At 59.8% G+C, this 16,891-nt stretch carries 14 protein-coding genes; 3 read left to right on the forward strand and 11 right to left on the reverse strand.

Annotated features, from left to right (window positions below):
* Positions 1–52 precede the first annotated feature (52 nt).
* A complete protein-coding gene (locus AC3WMT_RS13720; protein WP_177431396.1) occupies positions 53–913 on the forward strand; it encodes a MurR/RpiR family transcriptional regulator in 861 nt (286 codons plus the stop codon).
* Between the two features lie 147 nt (positions 914–1,060).
* On the opposite strand, the gene AC3WMT_RS13725 is transcribed toward AC3WMT_RS13720, so the two are convergent.
* From AC3WMT_RS13725 to edd, 11 genes are all read right to left on the reverse strand, one after another.
* A complete protein-coding gene (locus AC3WMT_RS13725; RefSeq protein WP_103303992.1) occupies positions 1,061–1,915 on the reverse strand; it encodes a D-hexose-6-phosphate mutarotase in 855 nt (284 codons plus the stop codon).
* 113 nt (positions 1,916–2,028) lie between these two features.
* Entirely contained in the window at positions 2,029–3,378 is a 1,350-nt protein-coding gene (locus AC3WMT_RS13730; protein ID WP_103303991.1) for a carbohydrate porin, read from the reverse strand.
* Positions 3,379–3,599: 221 nt separating this feature from the next.
* Positions 3,600–4,760, reverse strand: coding sequence for an ABC transporter ATP-binding protein (locus AC3WMT_RS13735; protein ID WP_103303990.1), 1,161 nt, complete (start codon positions 4,758–4,760; stop codon positions 3,600–3,602).
* A gap of 2 nt (positions 4,761–4,762) precedes the next feature.
* Positions 4,763–5,608 carry a carbohydrate ABC transporter permease gene (locus AC3WMT_RS13740; RefSeq protein ID WP_103303989.1) on the reverse strand — a complete coding sequence of 282 codons (846 nt, stop codon included), beginning with the start codon at positions 5,606–5,608 and terminating at the stop codon, positions 4,763–4,765.
* The gene (locus AC3WMT_RS13745) at positions 5,601–6,509 is read right to left on the reverse strand and encodes a carbohydrate ABC transporter permease (protein WP_003227452.1); all 909 of its coding nucleotides are present in this window, start codon (positions 6,507–6,509) and stop codon (positions 5,601–5,603) included. Before AC3WMT_RS13745 ends, AC3WMT_RS13740 begins: the two co-directional genes overlap by 8 nt.
* 231 nt (positions 6,510–6,740) lie before the next feature.
* A complete protein-coding gene (locus tag AC3WMT_RS13750; RefSeq protein WP_103303988.1) occupies positions 6,741–8,042 on the reverse strand; it encodes an ABC transporter substrate-binding protein in 1,302 nt (433 codons plus the stop codon).
* 119 nt (positions 8,043–8,161) lie between these two features.
* Positions 8,162–9,421 carry a D-mannose isomerase gene (locus AC3WMT_RS13755; RefSeq protein ID WP_103303987.1) on the reverse strand — a complete coding sequence of 420 codons (1,260 nt, stop codon included), beginning with the start codon at positions 9,419–9,421 and terminating at the stop codon, positions 8,162–8,164.
* Between the two features lie 309 nt (positions 9,422–9,730).
* The gene (locus tag AC3WMT_RS13760; RefSeq protein WP_103303986.1) at positions 9,731–11,200 is read right to left on the reverse strand and encodes an ATP-binding protein; all 1,470 of its coding nucleotides are present in this window, start codon (positions 11,198–11,200) and stop codon (positions 9,731–9,733) included.
* Positions 11,190–11,921, reverse strand: a complete 732-nt coding sequence (locus AC3WMT_RS13765; protein ID WP_008082801.1) for a response regulator — start codon at positions 11,919–11,921, stop codon at positions 11,190–11,192. The genes AC3WMT_RS13760 and AC3WMT_RS13765 overlap by 11 nt, the downstream gene beginning before the upstream one ends.
* Positions 11,922–12,138: 217 nt before the next feature.
* Positions 12,139–13,089 (reverse strand): glucokinase, encoded by a 951-nt coding sequence (locus AC3WMT_RS13770; RefSeq protein ID WP_103303985.1) that lies wholly within the window; start codon positions 13,087–13,089, stop codon positions 12,139–12,141.
* Complete coding sequence (edd, locus tag AC3WMT_RS13775) at positions 13,086–14,912, reverse strand: phosphogluconate dehydratase (RefSeq protein ID WP_103303984.1); 1,827 nt, start codon at positions 14,910–14,912, stop codon at positions 13,086–13,088. The genes AC3WMT_RS13770 and edd overlap by 4 nt, the downstream gene beginning before the upstream one ends.
* Before the next feature lie 220 nt (positions 14,913–15,132).
* Between edd and gap the strand changes: the two genes are divergently transcribed.
* Together gap and AC3WMT_RS13785 are read left to right on the forward strand one after the other, a co-directional pair.
* Positions 15,133–16,134, forward strand: a complete 1,002-nt coding sequence (gene gap, locus AC3WMT_RS13780) for a type I glyceraldehyde-3-phosphate dehydrogenase (protein ID WP_103303983.1) — start codon at positions 15,133–15,135, stop codon at positions 16,132–16,134.
* A gap of 189 nt (positions 16,135–16,323) precedes the next feature.
* Entirely contained in the window at positions 16,324–16,842 is a 519-nt protein-coding gene (locus AC3WMT_RS13785; RefSeq protein WP_103303982.1) for an RNA polymerase sigma factor, read from the forward strand.
* Positions 16,843–16,891: the final 49 nt, after the last annotated feature.

The raw sequence follows: 16,891 nt of genomic DNA on the forward strand, positions 1-16,891 counted from the left end.
CATAGCCCGGCGCACCTTTGCGCAGGTGAATTAGGAATTCCATATGGACCGCGTGCGAAATTTACTGGAACAGATCCAGAGTCGCCTTGAAGACCTGAACAAGGCCGAACGCAAAGTCGCCCAGGTGATCCTGCTCAACCCGCAGCAGGCCACCCGTTTCAGCATTGCCGCCCTCGCCCAGGCGGCGTCGGTGAGCGAACCGACGGTCAATCGCTTCTGCCGTTCGTTCGGTGTCAGCGGCTATCCCGAACTGAAACTGCAACTGGCGCAGAGCCTGGCCAGCGGCGCGGCGTATGTCAGCCGTGCGGTGGAAGCCGATGACAATCCCGAGGCCTACACGCAGAAGATTTTCGGCAGCGCCATCGCGTCCCTGGACAGTGCTTGCCAGGCGCTGGACCCGAACCTGATCAGCCGCGCCGTCGACCTGTTGATTCAGGCGCGGCAGATCCACTTTTTCGGCCTCGGTGCTTCGGCACCGGTGGCGCTGGATGCGCAGCACAAGTTTTTCCGCTTCAACCTGGCGGTCACTGCGCATGCCGATGTGTTGATGCAGCGGATGATTGCTTCGGTGGCGCACACCGGTGAGTTGTTCGTGATCATTTCCTACACCGGGCGCACTCGTGAGCTGGTGGAAGTGGCGCGTATCGCTCGCGAGAATGGCGCTTCGGTGCTGGGTCTGACTGCGGAGAATTCGCCGCTGGCCAAGGCCAGTACGCTGAGCCTGAACATTCCGCTGCCGGAAGACACCGACATTTATATGCCGATGACTTCGCGGATCATTCAGTTGACCGTGCTGGATGTGCTGGCAACCGGGATGACGTTGCGTCGTGGGGTGGATTTCCAGCCGCATCTGCGCAAGATCAAAGAGAGTTTGAATGCGAGCCGGTATCCCGTGGGTGACGAGTTCAACTGAGGCCTGATGAATCTGTATTGAATGGTCCGGCCTCATCGCTGGCAAGCCAGCTCCCACAGTGTCCGCGCCGAACATTAAATTTGCGAACACCCATAAAACCTGTGGGAGCTGGCTTGCCAGCGATGGGGCCAGCAGTAACTACATAATCTAAGCCCCAGCCCACGCCTGCAAACTCAAATGCGCCTTCTCCCCCGGCGCCAAGTGCAGGCTATCAGTGCCCCCCGCCGCCGCTTCCACACACACAAACTCCGAGATCTCATCCCAGCTCACGCCCAACAATGGCCGTGAGCCCGGATGCCACACCACCGTGTCCGCGCTGTCACCAGTATCAATGCACAACTCGCGTTGCCAGGCGTGATCCTTGAGCTGTAATTCACCGTCGTGCTGGAACACCCGCTGGCAACCACCATCGACCCGTAACTCGCCTTCCTGCTGGCAAACTTCACGATTCAACTGGTCGTAACCCTGCGCGCCTTCGAGCCCAGACAGCGCTATCTCGCTGACATCACCAATACGCCAGTAAGCGTGCAAAGCCTGGCTCATCTGGCACGGCATGTCGTCCTGATGCTCGGTGCTCAGGCGTAATTCCATGCGCTCGCCCAGGTGCGCGTGCAGGTCCACCTGCCAGTCGCACAACTGCAACTGCCAATGCAGGCGCACGCCGTCGTCAGCACTGCTGCTGTCGATCAATTTCCAGTCGAGCAGCCGCGCCCAGCCATGCGACGGCCAGGCGTTTTCACTCGGATGGCGGCCATACCACGGCCAGCACACCGGCACGCCGCCACGAATGGCGCCGACATGCGGCCACTTCGCCGCACACCACAACCACGGCTTTTGCCCACGCGGTTGAAAGTGCAGCAACTGCGCGCCTTGACGACTGAACACCGCCTGACACAGCGGATGATCGATCACCAACACGTCGCGCATCTGATAGCGCTCCCAGGCGAACACCGGTCGTTCACGCAGGGATTTGAAGAAGCGTTGTAGCGGATGCTCATGCATTTGCCACGATCCTGAACTCGACTTTCACAGGGCGGCGCTTGCCCCAAAAAAAAGCGGACAGCCTGGGCTGTCCGCAAATATGCGCACATAGAGAGGAGCTTATCGCAGACGCGTTAGAACGTAGACTGAATTTTCAGGCCAGCGACCAAAGCGTTGTCCACTGCATCCACACCGCCCGGATGCGTGATGTATTGCAGGTTAGGACGCACGGTCAGCCAATTGGTAACGTGGATGCCGTAGTTGAGCTCGTAGTTGTATTCGGTTTCACGAATCGGCGAGAACACCGGATTGTCGTAATCCGAAACACCGTTGGAAGCGTTCAGCAGCTCCGCGTTTTTCTTCACGTCATCGTTGACGTGGATACGCGCCGCGCCGATACCGATGTCATCTTTCGGACGTGCGTCGAACGGGCCTTTGTAGACGAACATCACCGACTGATAGTTGTCGATGAAGTTGGTGTCCTTGTCGTGGAACGTGGCGTTGGCGGCGATGTTCAGACCGCGAGTCGCATCACCGTTGTGGCTGGTGAGTTGCTGTTGCGCGACGAACCAGTAGCCGTGTTTGCTGCTGTGGGTCTTGTAGGCGTCGCCAGTCTCTGCCGCGTTGAGACCGTTGACGTCTTCACGGACGTCGCTGGCATCAGCGGTGCTCTTGTAGTAACCGAAACGGTATTCGCCCGGCAGGCTGTTGACCTTCGGCGACCAGACCAATTCGACCGGCAACACAGTACCGGCGGTGCCGCTGCCACTGAGTTTGAAGCCGTTGCCGTGTTCCAGCTGCGACGGGTTCTGGTTGTACGCACCGATCTGCGCGTAGAGCTCGTCGTTGATGTTGTACTTGACGCGGATCGCGGCCTGGCTGACTGGCCAGTTGTACCAGATGTTGGTCGCCCAGTTACCCACTTGCGAGCCGCAGAACGCCAGGTTCTGGAAGTCGCACGGGAAGGTGTTGAAGTCTTCGCCTTCGCCGAAGTAACCGGCCTTGACGTCGAGCTTGTTGTCGAAGAACTGGTGCTGAATCCACAACTGGGTCAGACGCACCATGTGGCCACGGCCGTAGACTTCCTGAGACGAACTCAAGGTGCCGGCACGCGGATCGCCAACGCGGTCGTTGGAGATGTTGTAGCCGTTACGGTTGGTCAGCTGGATCTTGGCCTGAGTGTTGTCCCAGCCCCACAGCTTTTGCAGATCGAGTGCCACACCCAGACCGAACTGGTCGGCGTAACGCGCAGTCTTGTCGTTGTCGTAACCACCGTGCAGGTTGCCACCGACTTCCCCTACGTAGTCGGCCTTGATGTCGATACCCTGCTCGATCAGCTTGGTCCGCTCACCACCCCAGTCGCCGGTCATCCATTTGGAATCGGAGCTGAAGGCATCCGCGGCCATCGCGTTACCAGCCAGCACCAATGCTGCCGCGGCGGAGATTTGGCAGATCAACCGGGCATTGACGTGTTTCTTTTTCATCCCTACATCCTCGTCTTTATTGTTATTAACTGTTTTTTTCCAACGTGGTTTACATAATTTGCGATGGATTACAGGCAATCCACCGCGTGCTCCCCTATGGAATCCGATCCCTGTGGGAGCTGGCTTGCCAGCGATGGCAGCGACTCGGCTCGACGACAAACCGAGTGGCCTGCATCGCTGGCAAGCCAGCTCCCACATAACCGTATTCCTGCATTGATTTCTTAGCGGCCCTTGAATTGCGCCACGTTCGCAGACCGCGCATCGGTCTGTGGTTGGGCCGCAACACCCAAACGCTCGCCAGTCTTGGCATCGAACAACAGCACTTTCGACGGATCGAATTGCAGCGTCAGGCTCTCACCGACCTGCGGTGCCACGTCCGGCGCCAGACGGCAGCAAACTTTGGTGTCGTTCAGGTTGACGAAAACCAGCGTGTCCGGCCCGGTCGGCTCGGTGACTTGCACTTCAGCCTTGATGCTCGGCAGGCCGTTGCCCTCGCCGTTTGCCAGAACGATCTGTTCCGGGCGCAGACCAAGAATTACTTCGCGATCTTCGAGACCGGCGTCCTGCATGCCCATCGGCAATTCGCAACGCGCCTGGCCACTGTCGAGCAGCGCCAGCAGACGACCGTCCTTGCGTTGCAGACGCAGCGGAATGAAGTTCATTGGCGGCGAGCCGATGAAGCTCGCCACGAACAGGTTGGCCGGGTCGTTGTAGATCTCTTTCGGCGTGCCGAACTGCTGAATGATGCCGTCCTTCATCACCGCCACTTTGTCACCCAGAGTCATCGCTTCGATCTGGTCGTGGGTCACGTAGACCGTGGTGGTTTTCAGGCGCTGGTGCATCAGTTTCATTTCGGTACGCATCTCGACGCGCAGCTTGGCGTCGAGGTTGGACAGCGGTTCATCGAACAGATAAATCTTCGGCCGCCGCGCCAGTGCCCGGCCCATCGCCACGCGCTGTTGTTGACCACCGGAGAGCTGACCGGGTTTACGGTTGAGCAGGTGTTCGATCTGCAGCAGCTTGGCCACGCGTGCGACTTCTTCGTCGATCGCCGACTGCGGCATCTTGCGAATTTTCAGACCGAACTCGATGTTCTCGCGCACGCTCATGGTCGGGTACAGCGCATAGGACTGGAACACCATGGCGATGTCGCGATCCTTCGGACTCATGCCACTGACGTCCTGGTCGCCGATCATGATCGCGCCACCGGTGATGGTTTCCAGGCCGGCAATGCAGTTCATCAGGGTCGACTTGCCGCAGCCCGACGGGCCGACAAGGATCAGGAACTCACCGTCCTTGATCGACAGTTCGATGTTCTTCAGGGTGTCCGGCAGGCCGGCACCGTAGGTCTTGTTGACGTTGCGAAGTTCGAGCGTAGCCATGATTACCCCTTGACTGCGCCGGCCGTCAGCCCGCGCACGAAATACTTGCCTGCGACCACATAGACCAGCAGGGTCGGCAGACCGGCGATCATCGCCGCTGCCATATCCACGTTGTATTCCTTGGCGCCGGTGCTGGTGTTGACCAGGTTGTTCAGCGCCACGGTGATCGGTTGCGAATCGCCGCTGGAGAACACCACACCGAAGAGGAAGTCGTTCCAGATCTGAGTGAACTGCCAGATCAGGCAGACCATGATGATCGGTGTCGACATCGGCAGAATGATCAGGCGGAAAATGGTGAAAAACCCGGCACCGTCCAGGCGTGCCGCTTTGATCAGCGCATCCGGAATGCTCACGTAGTAGTTACGGAAAAACAGCGTGGTGAACGCCAGACCGTAGACCACATGGATGAACACCAGGCCAGTGGTGGTGCTCGCCAGGCCCATCTTGCCAAGGGTGAACGAGGCCGGCAGCAGCACGGTCTGGAACGGCAGGAAGCAGCCGAACAACAGCAGACCGAAGAACAACTGCGAACCGCGGAAGCGCCAGAACGACAACACATAACCGTTCAACGCGCCGATGGCGGTGGAGATGATCACGGCTGGCACAGTGATTTTGATCGAGTTCCAGAAGTAGCCATCAACCGTGGCCCAGGCCTTGACCCAGCCGATGCCGCTGACCACGGTCGGCCAGCTCAGCAGGTTGCCGGTGCTGATGTCTTCGGGGGTCTTGAAGCTGGTCAGCAACATCACCACCAGCGGCACCAGATAGAGGAACACGGCGAAAATCAGCACCGCATAAATCGCGATGCGACTCAGGCTGATGGCGGGTTTGGCAGCGAGACTAGTCATGACGCTTGGTCCTCAGCTCGGAGTACAGGTAAGGCACGATGATCGCGAGAATCGCACCGAGCATCAGAATCGCACTGGCCGAGCCCATGCCCATCTGGCCGCGACTGAAGGTGAAGGAATACATGAACATCGCCGGCAGGTCGGAGGAATAACCCGGGCCACCGGCGGTCATCGCTGCGACCAGGTCGAAGCTCTTGATCGCGATGTGCGCCAGAATCATCACCGCACTGAAGAACACCGGACGCAGGCTTGGCAGCACCACTTTCCAGTAGATGGTCGGCATGCTCGCGCCGTCGATCTGCGCAGCACGGATGATCGATTGATCAACGCCACGCAGGCCAGCGAGGAACATCGCCATGATGAAGCCCGAGGCTTGCCAGACAGCGGCGATCACCAGGCAATAGACCACGCGATCCGGGTCAATCAGCCAGTCGAGACGGAAGCCTTCCCAGCCCCAGTCACGCAACAATTTGTCCAGGCCCATGCCCGGGTTGAGCAACCATTTCCATGCGGTACCGGTCACGATCATCGAGAGCGCCATCGGGTACAGGTAAATGGTGCGGATAAAGCCTTCGCGACGGATGCGCTGGTCGAGGAACACCGCCAGCAGCACGCCGATCACCAGGGTGATGCCGATGAACATGCCACCGAACACCGCGAGGTTCTTGCTCGCGACCCACCAGCGGTCGTTGTCGAACAACCGCGCGTATTGCGCAAGGCCGGCCCACTTGTAGTTGGGCAGGAAGGTCGAGGTGGTGAACGACAGCACGAACGTCCACAGGATGTAGCCATAGAAGCCCACCAGCACGATGAACATGCTCGGCGCCAGCACCAGTTTCGGTAGCCAGCGCTGCAGTGCATCGAACGGCGAGGCTTTGCTGAACACAGCAACAGAACTCATGGGGAAATCCAGTACAGGGAATAAAAACTACAGTGAGATCCCTTGTGGGAGCGGCCCCTGTGGCGAGGGGATTTATCCCCGATCGGCTGCGAAGCAGTCGCAAAATCATTGAATGCGGTTTGTCTGATATTGCGCCGCTGCAACTTTCCGGGGTCGCTTCGCAACCCATCGGGGATAAATTCCCTCACCACAAAGGCCTGCTCCCACAGGAGGGGCCTGTGCTACCGACGCTTATTTAGCCGACTTGATCGCTGCACCCAGTTTCTTGGCAGTGTCGGCCGGGTCGGCTTTCGGGTCGTTGATGTAGTTGGTCACGACATCAAAGAACGCGCCTTGCACGGCCAGCGTGGTCGCCATGTTGTGCGCCATGCTTGGCTGCAGACCGCCGGACTTGGCGTCTGCCAGGAAGTCCTTCGCTGCAGTCTGTGCGCAGGAGTCGAAACCGAGTTTCTCCATGTCGTTCAACATGTCGATACGTACCGGGATCGAGCCTTTGTTGATGCTGAAGACTTTCTGGAAGTTTTCACCCAGCACGACTTTGGCAATGTCCTTCTGACCCGCGGCAGTGCCGGCGTCTTTCTGCTTGAACACCGCGAGGGAGTCGATGTTGTAGGTGAACGCCTTGTCGGTACCCGGGAAGGCTACGCACTGGTAATCCTTGCCGGCGATTTTCTTGGCGGCGGTCCATTCGGACTTGGCCCAGTCACCCATGATCTGCATGCCGGCCTTGCCGTTGATGACTTTGGCCGCTTCCAGGTTCCAGTCCTGGCCTTTGCCGTCAGCGTCCATGTAGGTCGCGACTTTCTTCAGCTCAGTCAGGGCCTTGACCATTTCCGGACCGGTCAGCGCACCGTTGTCCAGATCGACCAAAGCTTTCTTGTAACCATCGACACCCATGACCGAAAGCACCACGGCTTCGAACACGGTGCTGTCCTGCCAAGGCTGACCGCCGTGAGCCAGCGCAATGAAGCCCGCGGCTTTCAGCTTGTCGCCCGCAGCGTAAAATTCTTCGAGGGTGGTCGGGTTCTTGGTGATGCCGGCTTTCTTGAAGACTTCCGGGTTGATCCACAGCCAGTTCACACGGTGAATGTTCACCGGCACGGCCACGTAATCACCGTCGTACTTCACGGTATCGGAGACTTTCTTGTCGAGCAGGCTGTCCCACTTCTCTTCTTTGGCAACGTCTTTCAAGACGTCGGTGTCGAGCAGACCGGTCGACGCCCATTCCTGAATGTCCGGGCCTTTGATCTGGGCAACGCCCGGTGGGTTACCGGCCACGGCACGGCTTTTCAGTACGGTCATGGCAGTCGCACCGCCACCGCCGGCAACGGCGCCGTCCTTCCAGGTGAAACCGTCTTTTTCGACTTGGGCCTTGAGCACATCAACGGCAGCTTTTTCGCCACCGGACGTCCACCAGTGCACGACTTCCACCGAACCTTTGGATTCGGCAGCGGACACACTGAGAGGCAGAATTGCGAGCGGGAACAGGGAGGCGACAGAAATGACAGTAGCGAGGCGAGAAATCGCATTCATCTGAGATGTACCTTTCTTGTTGTTATGCATTGCAAGTCTGGTGCTTGCGCTGCACAGGAGTTTAAACAGGGCGATTCCCTTCGCAGGTAACGAAGGGACGCGCGAATGTCACCACATGGTTACACAGGAACGCTCTGGGACGGCTGCGCCAGCGCAGTGGCCATACTCGGTGACAAGGGTAGACGAGGGATCAGCACGGCTTGCCAGGCGTGATACAGATCGGGTTTGCCCGGCCAGATATCGGCACTTGGCAGGTTTTGCGGATTGAGTTCGTGGTGCCAGCTGCCGTCGCAGCGGTCGATGAAATTCACCTCGCAGAATTCCCAGAACAGTCGGTACCAGGTTTCGTATTGCGCATCACCCGTGCGTTTGAGCAAGGCGCTGGCGGCAGCGCTGGCTTCGGCGTGCGTCCAGTGCAAGCGGTGGCGGACGACGGCTTTGTTGCTCCAGTCGAGGGTGTAGACGATGCCCGGCAAACCATCGACGTTCCAGCCATTGCGGCAGTTGTTCTCGAAGAGTTTCTGCGCGTCGGTGGCAAGCCAGCCCGGCGTGAGCATGCCCGCCTGGACCCGCGCCGCTTCGAGGTGCAGCAACAGCCGCGCCCACTCGAAGCCGTGGCCCGGCGTGGTGCCGTAGGGGCGAAATCCATCGGCAGGATTGTCGTGGTTGTACTCGCGCAGCGGCTGCCAGTCGCGGTCGAAGTGCTCGATGACCATGTAATCGTTGGCGGCAGCGTGACCGTGAATCACCCGCTCGACGATACGTTGTGCGCGTACCAGCCAGCGTGGGTCTTCAGTGACATCGGCCAGGGCGAGGAACGCTTCGGTGGCGTGCATGTTGCTGTTGGCGCCGCGATAGGCTTCCTCTTCGCTCCAGTCACGATTGAAGAATTCGCGCATGGCGCCCTCTTCTTCGCTCCAGAAATACGTGTCGATGATGTCGATGGCGTCATCCAGCAACGCCTGGGCGCCGGGACGCTGCGCGACCACTGCGGAACTCGCGGCCAGCGCAACGAAGGCGTGCAGATAGGCGTTCTTGCCGGTGTTGCCGTCGCGGTGTTCGGCGACCGCAAACCAGCCGCCGTGCAACGCATCACGCAACGGCCCGCGCAGGGCGGCGATGCCGTGATCGATCAGTTCGGCAAACCCCGGCAGGCCTTGAATATGAGCCATGGCGAAGCTGTGGGTCATGCGCGCGGTGTTCATGGTTTCGGCTCGCGCGTTGGTTGGCAGACGGCCACGCTCGTCGAGGTTGCCGAAGCCTTCGGGCAGTTTTGATGCCTTGGCGAAATCCAGCAGACGCAGGCCTTCGGCAGCGAGCCATTGCTGGTGGGCAGGGGCGTTCAGCCAACTGCTGAAGCCGGGTTGGAAGAGATCCATGGGTGGCCTTTTTTGTTGTTATGACTGCGGGGAGTCTAAACAACGGGCCGGGATGGGCTTGTAACGAAGGGGGCGGGTTTTGTCACTGATCCGTGACAAAGAGCAAACCCTCACCCCAGCCCTCTCCCAAAGGGAGAGGGGGCCGATCGAGGTGTAATGAGCTTTCCGCCGACCTGAAATACCGAGTCGATTATGGATTCGGCGCAACACTTTCAGGTCGGCGTATTTATCCAGCATCGCCCAATCGGTTCCCTCTCCCTCCGGGCGGTCCGACGTTTCGGGAGGGCTAGGGTGAGGGGCTCTTCCGCCTCAATCCGCCGAACGCGGCAGTTGCAGGGTCACCCGCAACCCACCCTCGCGCAAATTCTGCAACGTCACCTCACCGCCATGGCTATGGGCAATGTTGCGCGCAATCCCAAGCCCCAACCCATACCCCTGCTGCTGCCCCGCCAAGCGAAAGTGCGGCTCGAACACCTGTTCCAGCCGCTGCTCCGGCACCCCCGGCCCTTCATCATCGACGTGCAGGACAAACGCACTCTCATCGTCATCGATATGCAAATGCGCGTTCTGCCCGTACTTCAGCGCGTTGTCGATCAAGTTGCCAATGCAACGCTTCAGCGCCAAAGGCTTACCCGGATACGCGGCCAACGCCCGCCCCTGCTGCGTCACGCGTCCATTGCCGTTGGGCGCCAGATACGGCTCGACGAGGCAATCGAGCACATGGTTCAAATCCACCGGCTCGATGTTCTCGTGGATATCGGTGTCTTTCACGCACTGCAACGCGCCTTTGACCAGCAGTTCCAGCTCATCCAGATCACGGCCGAATTTAGCTTGCAGCGTTTCGTCTTCCAGCAGCTCGACGCGCAAGCGCAAGCGGGTGATCGGTGTGCGCAGGTCATGGGAGATCGCGCTGAACAACTGGCTGCGTTCAGTCAGGTAACGGCTGATGCGTTCGCGCATGGTGTTGAACGCACGGCCCACTTCGACCACTTCACTGCCGCCACCCTCGGCCACCGGCTCGACGTCGGCGCCCAGCGACATGTCCCGTGCGGCCCGCGCCAGACGCTTGAGCGGCCGGCTCTGCCAGTGCACCAAAAGACCAATGAACAGCAGCAAAAATCCACTGGTGAGGACGATGAACCACACCTGCTGCGAGGGCAGGCCTTGCTCTTCAAGACTGGTGTACGGTTCCGGCAACAAAGATGCGATGTACAGCCATTCGCCCGGCGCCATCTGAATTTGCGTGACCAGCACTGGCGGGTTTACCGGTTCCAGCGTCAGCGCGTAATGCGCCCAGGAGCGCGGCAGTTCATCGAGTTTCAACCCGGCATTGAAAATCCGCAGGTCCTCGGGGCTGACAAATGTCACCGAAATATCCGTGTCATTGCCGAGGGTCTGGCGCAGCACTTCGTCCACAGCCTTCATCACCGCAGCCTTGCGCGGCGTCACCGGCAGCACATCCATGCCCAGCGGTTTATCGTTGAGCGTCACCACGAACCGGGTGCCGCCCATGCTGCGCAACTGGTCGAGCACCAGCGGCCGATAAGCCACCGGCAACGAGCGGAAATAACTGACGCTGGCCGTCATCGAATGGGCGAGGCTGCGGGCACTGGTGACCAGACCTTCAAGCTGGGTGGCGCGCAGTTGCGAAACCCAGATCACGCTGGACAACGTCTGTGCGAACAACACCGCGAGCAGGGTCAGCAGCAGCATCCGCCCGAGCAGCGAACGCGGCACCGGCACCCTGGCCGCGAGTTTGCGCAGCGAATCAGTGACCATTGCCGGCAACCACGTTGGCTGCCAGTTGGTAGCCGCTGCCGCGTACGGTGCGGATCAGCCGCGGCGGTTTCTCGGTGTCGCGCAGGCGCTGACGCAAACGGCTGACCGCCATGTCGACGATGCGATCGAGCGGCATCAGGTCGCGGCCACGGGTGGCATTGCCGATGGTGTCGCGGTCGAGGATTTCCTGCGGGTGATCGAGGAACAGTTTCAGCAGGGCGAAGTCGGCACCGGACAGAATCACTTCTTCACCGTCGGTGTGGAACAGCCGATGGCTGACCATGTCCAGCCGCCACTCATCGAAGGCCAGCACTTCACTGCCGTTGCGTTCCTGACCGAATTGCGCGCGGCGCAGCAAGGCCTTGATGCGGGCTTGCAGTTCGCGGGGGCTGAAGGGTTTGCCAAGGTAGTCGTCGGCGCCGAGTTCCAGGCCGATGACCCGGTCGGCCTCGTCGGAACTGGCGGTGAGCATGATGATTGGCACCTGCGCCTGACGCGGATGCTGACGCACCCAGCGGCAGAGGCTGAAGCCGTCTTCGTCGGGGAGCATGACATCGAGGATCACCAGATCGCTCGGCGCCTCGTTGAGTGCCTGGCGGAAACTGGCGCCATCGGCCGTGGCACGCACCTGAAACCCGGCGCGGGTCAGGTAGGTTTCCAGCAACTCGCGTATTTCCTGGTCGTCATCGACCAACAATATCGACTTGTTGACTGAGCTCACTTCGAAGGCATCCTTGTTGTTGGAATTGGGGCGGATTATGCCTGATGTGTAGACCGATCGTTCCCACGCTCTGCGTGGGAATGTATCAAGGGACGCTCCGCGTCCAGTGACGCAGAGCGTCACGGGCTGCATTCCCACGCAGAGCGTGGGAACGATCTTCATTTGTTGTCTGTTCTGGCCCCATCGCTGGCTTGCCAGCGATGAAGGCGACTCGGTCTCAAGCCTGTTCGAGAGCCACACCAGCGCCGACAAGCCCGGAATAAGGCGCCGTCACCAGCCATACCGGAATGCCTTTGAAGTAATCGCTCATGCAACCCTTGTCGGCGAAGCTGCGGGCAAAACCGCTTTCGAGGAAGAAGTCGGCAAAGCGTGGAATCACGCCACCGACGATGTACACACCACCACGGCCACCCGTGGTCAGCACGTTGTTACCGGCCACGCGACCCAGCCAGCAGCAGAATTGCTCCAGCACTTCCAGGGCAATCGGGTCACCTGCCAATCCTGCAGCGGTGATCGATTCCGGGGTATCCAGCGTCGGTTCGTGCCCGTCCACCGCGCAGATCGCCCGGTAAACCCGTGGCAAGCCACCACCGCTCAACGCAGTTTCCGCGCTGACATGGCCGATCTCGTTATGGATGTGCTGCCACAGCTGGGTTTCACGTGGACTGCTCAACGGCAGATCGACGTGACCGCCCTCCCCCGGCAATGCGGCAAAACGACCTTCACCGAGATCGAGCAAGGTGCCGACGCCAAGGCCAGTGCCCGGGCCGATCACCACCGCCGGCCGCAACGGCTCCGGCGTGCCCTCGCAAACCACGCGGAATTCGCCGGGCTGCAAACGGGTCATGCCCAGCGCCATCGCCGAGAAGTCATTGACCAGCAACAGCTGCTCGACCTGCAAGGTTTTGCAGAACGCCGTGCGGCTCAGGCGCCAGTGGTTGTTGGTGAACTTGAATTCATCACCACTCACGGGACCGGCCACCGACAGGCACACCGAACCGATCGAACCCGGCACCAGACCGAGCCCGCTCAGATAGAGACTGATCGCCTCCTCCGGGCTGGCGTGGTCGGCCGTGGCCAGCACTTGAATCGATTCGAGTTGCTGATTTTTCCACAACGCAAACCGCGCGTTGGTGCCTCCGATGTCACCGACCAAAGCCAGTTTCAATTAAGCGTCTCCAGGGCAGAAGTGAAGGCGCTGGCGCCCTGCTCCGCCGAGCTGAAGGCCAAACGCATGAAGCCGAACAGTTCGCGACCGCTGCCGATGTTGTTGCCCAACAGGCCTTTGGCAGGTTCGCGCGCGGCAAATTCTTCGGCGTCCACTTTGAGTTCCAAAGTACCTTTGACGCCATCGACGCGGATGATATCGCCCTCTTGCACGCGCGCCAAAGCGCCGCCGACATAAGCTTCCGGGCTGACATGAATCGCCGCCGGGATTTTGCCCGAGGCGCCGGACATGCGCCCGTCAGTCACCAGCGCAACTTTGAAGCCGCGATCCTGCAGCACGCCGAGGAACGGCGTCATCTTGTGCAGCTCCGGCATGCCGTTGGAGCGTGGCCCCTGGAAGCGCATCACCGCGACAAAATCTTTTTCCAGCAGACCGGCCTTGAACGCATCGGCCAGATCCTGTTGATCCTGGAAGACCATGGCCGGTGCTTCGACGATCTGGTTTTCCAGCGCCACAGCGGAAACCTTCATCACACCGCGACCGAGGTTGCCTTCCATTACGCGCAGACCGCCCTCCGCCGAGAACGCACGCGCGACCGGGCGCAGGATGTTTTCGTCGAGACTGTCGACCGGACCTTCGCGCCACACCAGCTGACCGTTATCGAGGAACGGTTCTTTGGTGTACTGGCTCAAGCCGTGGCCAAGCACGGTGTTGACGTCTTCGTGCAGCAGGCCCGCCGCGAGCAGTTCGCGGATCAGGAACGACATGCCGCCAGCGGCCTGGAAGTGGTTGATGTCGGCTTTGCCGTTCGGGTAGACGTGGCTCAGGGTCGGAACGACTTCGGAGAGGTCGGCCATGTCCTGCCAGGTCAGTTGAATGCCCGCGGCCATGGCGATGGCCGGCATGTGCAGGGTGTGGTTGGTCGAGCCGCCGGTGGCGTGCAACGCGACGATCGAGTTGACCAGCGACTTCTCATCGACGATTTCGCCGATCGGCATGAAGTTGCCATTTTGCTTGGTCAGGCGCGTGACTTGATGCGCCGCTTCGCGAGTCAGGGCATCACGCAGCGGCGTGTTCGGGTTGACGAACGAGGCGCCCGGCAAGTGCAGGCCCATGACTTCCATCAGCAACTGGTTGGTGTTGGCGGTGCCGTAGAAGGTGCAGGTACCCGGGCTGTGGTAGGACTTCATCTCCGATTCCAGCAGCTCTTCGCGGGTCGCCTTGCCTTCGGCGTACTTCTGCCGCACGTCGGCTTTTTCCTTGTTGGAAATCCCCGAGACCATCGGCCCGCCCGGAACGAAAATCGTTGGCAGATGACCGAAGCGCAGCGAGCCCATCATCAGGCCCGGGACAATCTTGTCGCAAATGCCCAGCATCAGCGCGCCGTCGAACATGTTGTGCGACAGCGCCACTGCCGTGGACATGGCGATGACTTCGCGGCTCGGCAGGCTCAGTTCCATGCCCGGCTCGCCTTGGGTCACACCGTCGCACATCGCCGGAGTGCCGCCGGCGAACTGGCCGACCGAACCGATTTCGCGCAGGGCACTCTTGATTTGTTCAGGGAAGACTTCGTACGGCTGGTGCGCCGAGAGCATGTCGTTATATGAAGAAACAATGGCGATGTTCGCCGAATTCATCATCCGCAGGCTGTGCTTGTCTTCGCTGCCACACCCGGCCACACCGTGGGCGAAGTTGGCGCATTGCAGCTTGCCGCGCATCGGGCCATCCGTCGCGGCCCCGCGAATCAGTGCAAGGTAAGCCTGACGCGTGGCGCGGCTGCGGGCGATAAGCCGTTCGGTGACCTCAAGGACGCGGGGATGCATGTGTAGAACTCCAGGCTAACGGATGTGGCGACCTGATTGTCTATGCTGATCAAACGCCGTTGTTGTCGGAATGACAGACGGCTTTTTTGACCATTCGGACCAGTTGATTCAGGTCACTCGTTGTAGATAAAACAAAATATTGCCACTAAAAAGGCTTGTTTTCTATTTTTATGCGAATAATCTTGTAATTCCAACAACAAAACGACGGCGGCGCTGTTTCATGACTCTTCGAATCGCAATCAATGGTTTTGGCCGCATCGGCCGTAATGTCCTGCGCGCACTGTATACCCAAGGCTATCGTCAGGATTTGCAGATCGTCGCCATCAACGATCTGGGCGACAGTTCGATCAACGCGCATCTGCTCAAATACGACACCGTTCATGGCACGTTCGACGCCGAAGTGGCGCATGACAACGAAAGCCTGACCGTCAACGGCGACCGCATTTCGGTCAGCGCCATTCGCAACCCGGCCGAGCTGCCCTGGGCTGCGGAAAAAATCGATGTGGTGTTCGAATGCACCGGTCTGTTCACCGACCGTGCCAAAGCCGCTGCGCATATTACTGCCGGCGCACGCAAAGTGATCATCTCGGCCCCGGCCAAAGGTGCCGACGCCACCGTCGTTTATGGTGTGAACCACGACATTCTGCGCCAGTCGCACCAGATCATTTCCAACGCGTCGTGCACCACCAACTGCCTGGCGCCGGTGGCGCAGGTGTTGCACCGCGAGCTGGGGATCGAAAGCGGTCTGATGACCACCATTCATGCTTACACCAACGATCAGAACCTGACCGACGTTTACCACACCGACCCGTACCGCGCGCGCTCGGCCACGCAGAACATGATCCCGAGCAAGACCGGTGCCGCTGAAGCGGTGGGTCTGGTGCTGCCGGAACTGGCGGGCAAACTGACCGGCATGGCCGTGCGGGTGCCGGTGATCAATGTGTCGCTGGTGGATCTGACCGTTCAGTTGAAGAAAGAAGCCACTGCCGAAGAAGTGAATGCCCTGCTGAAAGCGGCCAGCCAGCATTCGAAAATTTTGGGTTACAACACGTTGCCGCTGGTTTCCAGCGACTTCAACCACAACCCGCTGTCGTCGATCTTCGACGCCAACCACACCAAATCCAGCGGCAAACTGCTGAAGGTACTGGCCTGGTACGACAACGAGTGGGGCTTCTCCAACCGTATGCTGGATAACTGCCTGGCGCTGTGCAACGCGGAATAATTCCCCGCCCCTGATTCCTGTGGGAGCTGGCTTGCCAGCGATGAGGTCGGCACATCCATCTGATGTGCCCACCGCCATCGCTGGCAAGCCAGCTCCCACAAGGTCAATCATTCCAATTTGAAATCAGCACTTGACCATTCAGATAGATGATAAGCATTATCATTCGCTCAAAATGGATCAGGTCCTCCCGTGAGTCAATCGCGCTTCAACCACGTCTTCCTCACCCAGCGCACTTCACTGCTGCGTACGCTGGAACGGATGGTCAATAATCACAGCACCGCTGAAGACCTGTTGCAGGAAACCTACCTGCGCGTGACGCGGGCGCTGAGCGAGCGGGCCATCGATCATCTCGAACCCTTTGTCTTCCAGACTGCGCGCAACCTGGCGCTGGATCATCTGCGCGCGCGCAAGATTCATTCACGGACCATGGTCGATGACGTGCCGCAGGACGTCGTGCACAGCGTCGCCGCCCCGGCCAGCAGCGCAGAAGACGCCGCCCACGCCGAACAACTGCTGGAGCGCTTGAACGTGAGCCTCAGTCAACTCAGCCCGCGCCAGCAGCAGATTTTCATCCTCAGCCGCCTGCACGGGCACAGCTATCAGGAAATCGCCGATGAACTGAATGTGTCCCTCAGCACGGTGCAAAAGGAACTCAAGCTGATCATGTCGATCTGCATCGGTGTCGCCGAACGCTTGAATGGCGACTGAGGCTGTAGGGCTTTTCTGTAAGTGTCAGGATCGACTGCACTGGTCATCG

The organism is Pseudomonas sp. FW305-7, assembly GCF_058786735.1.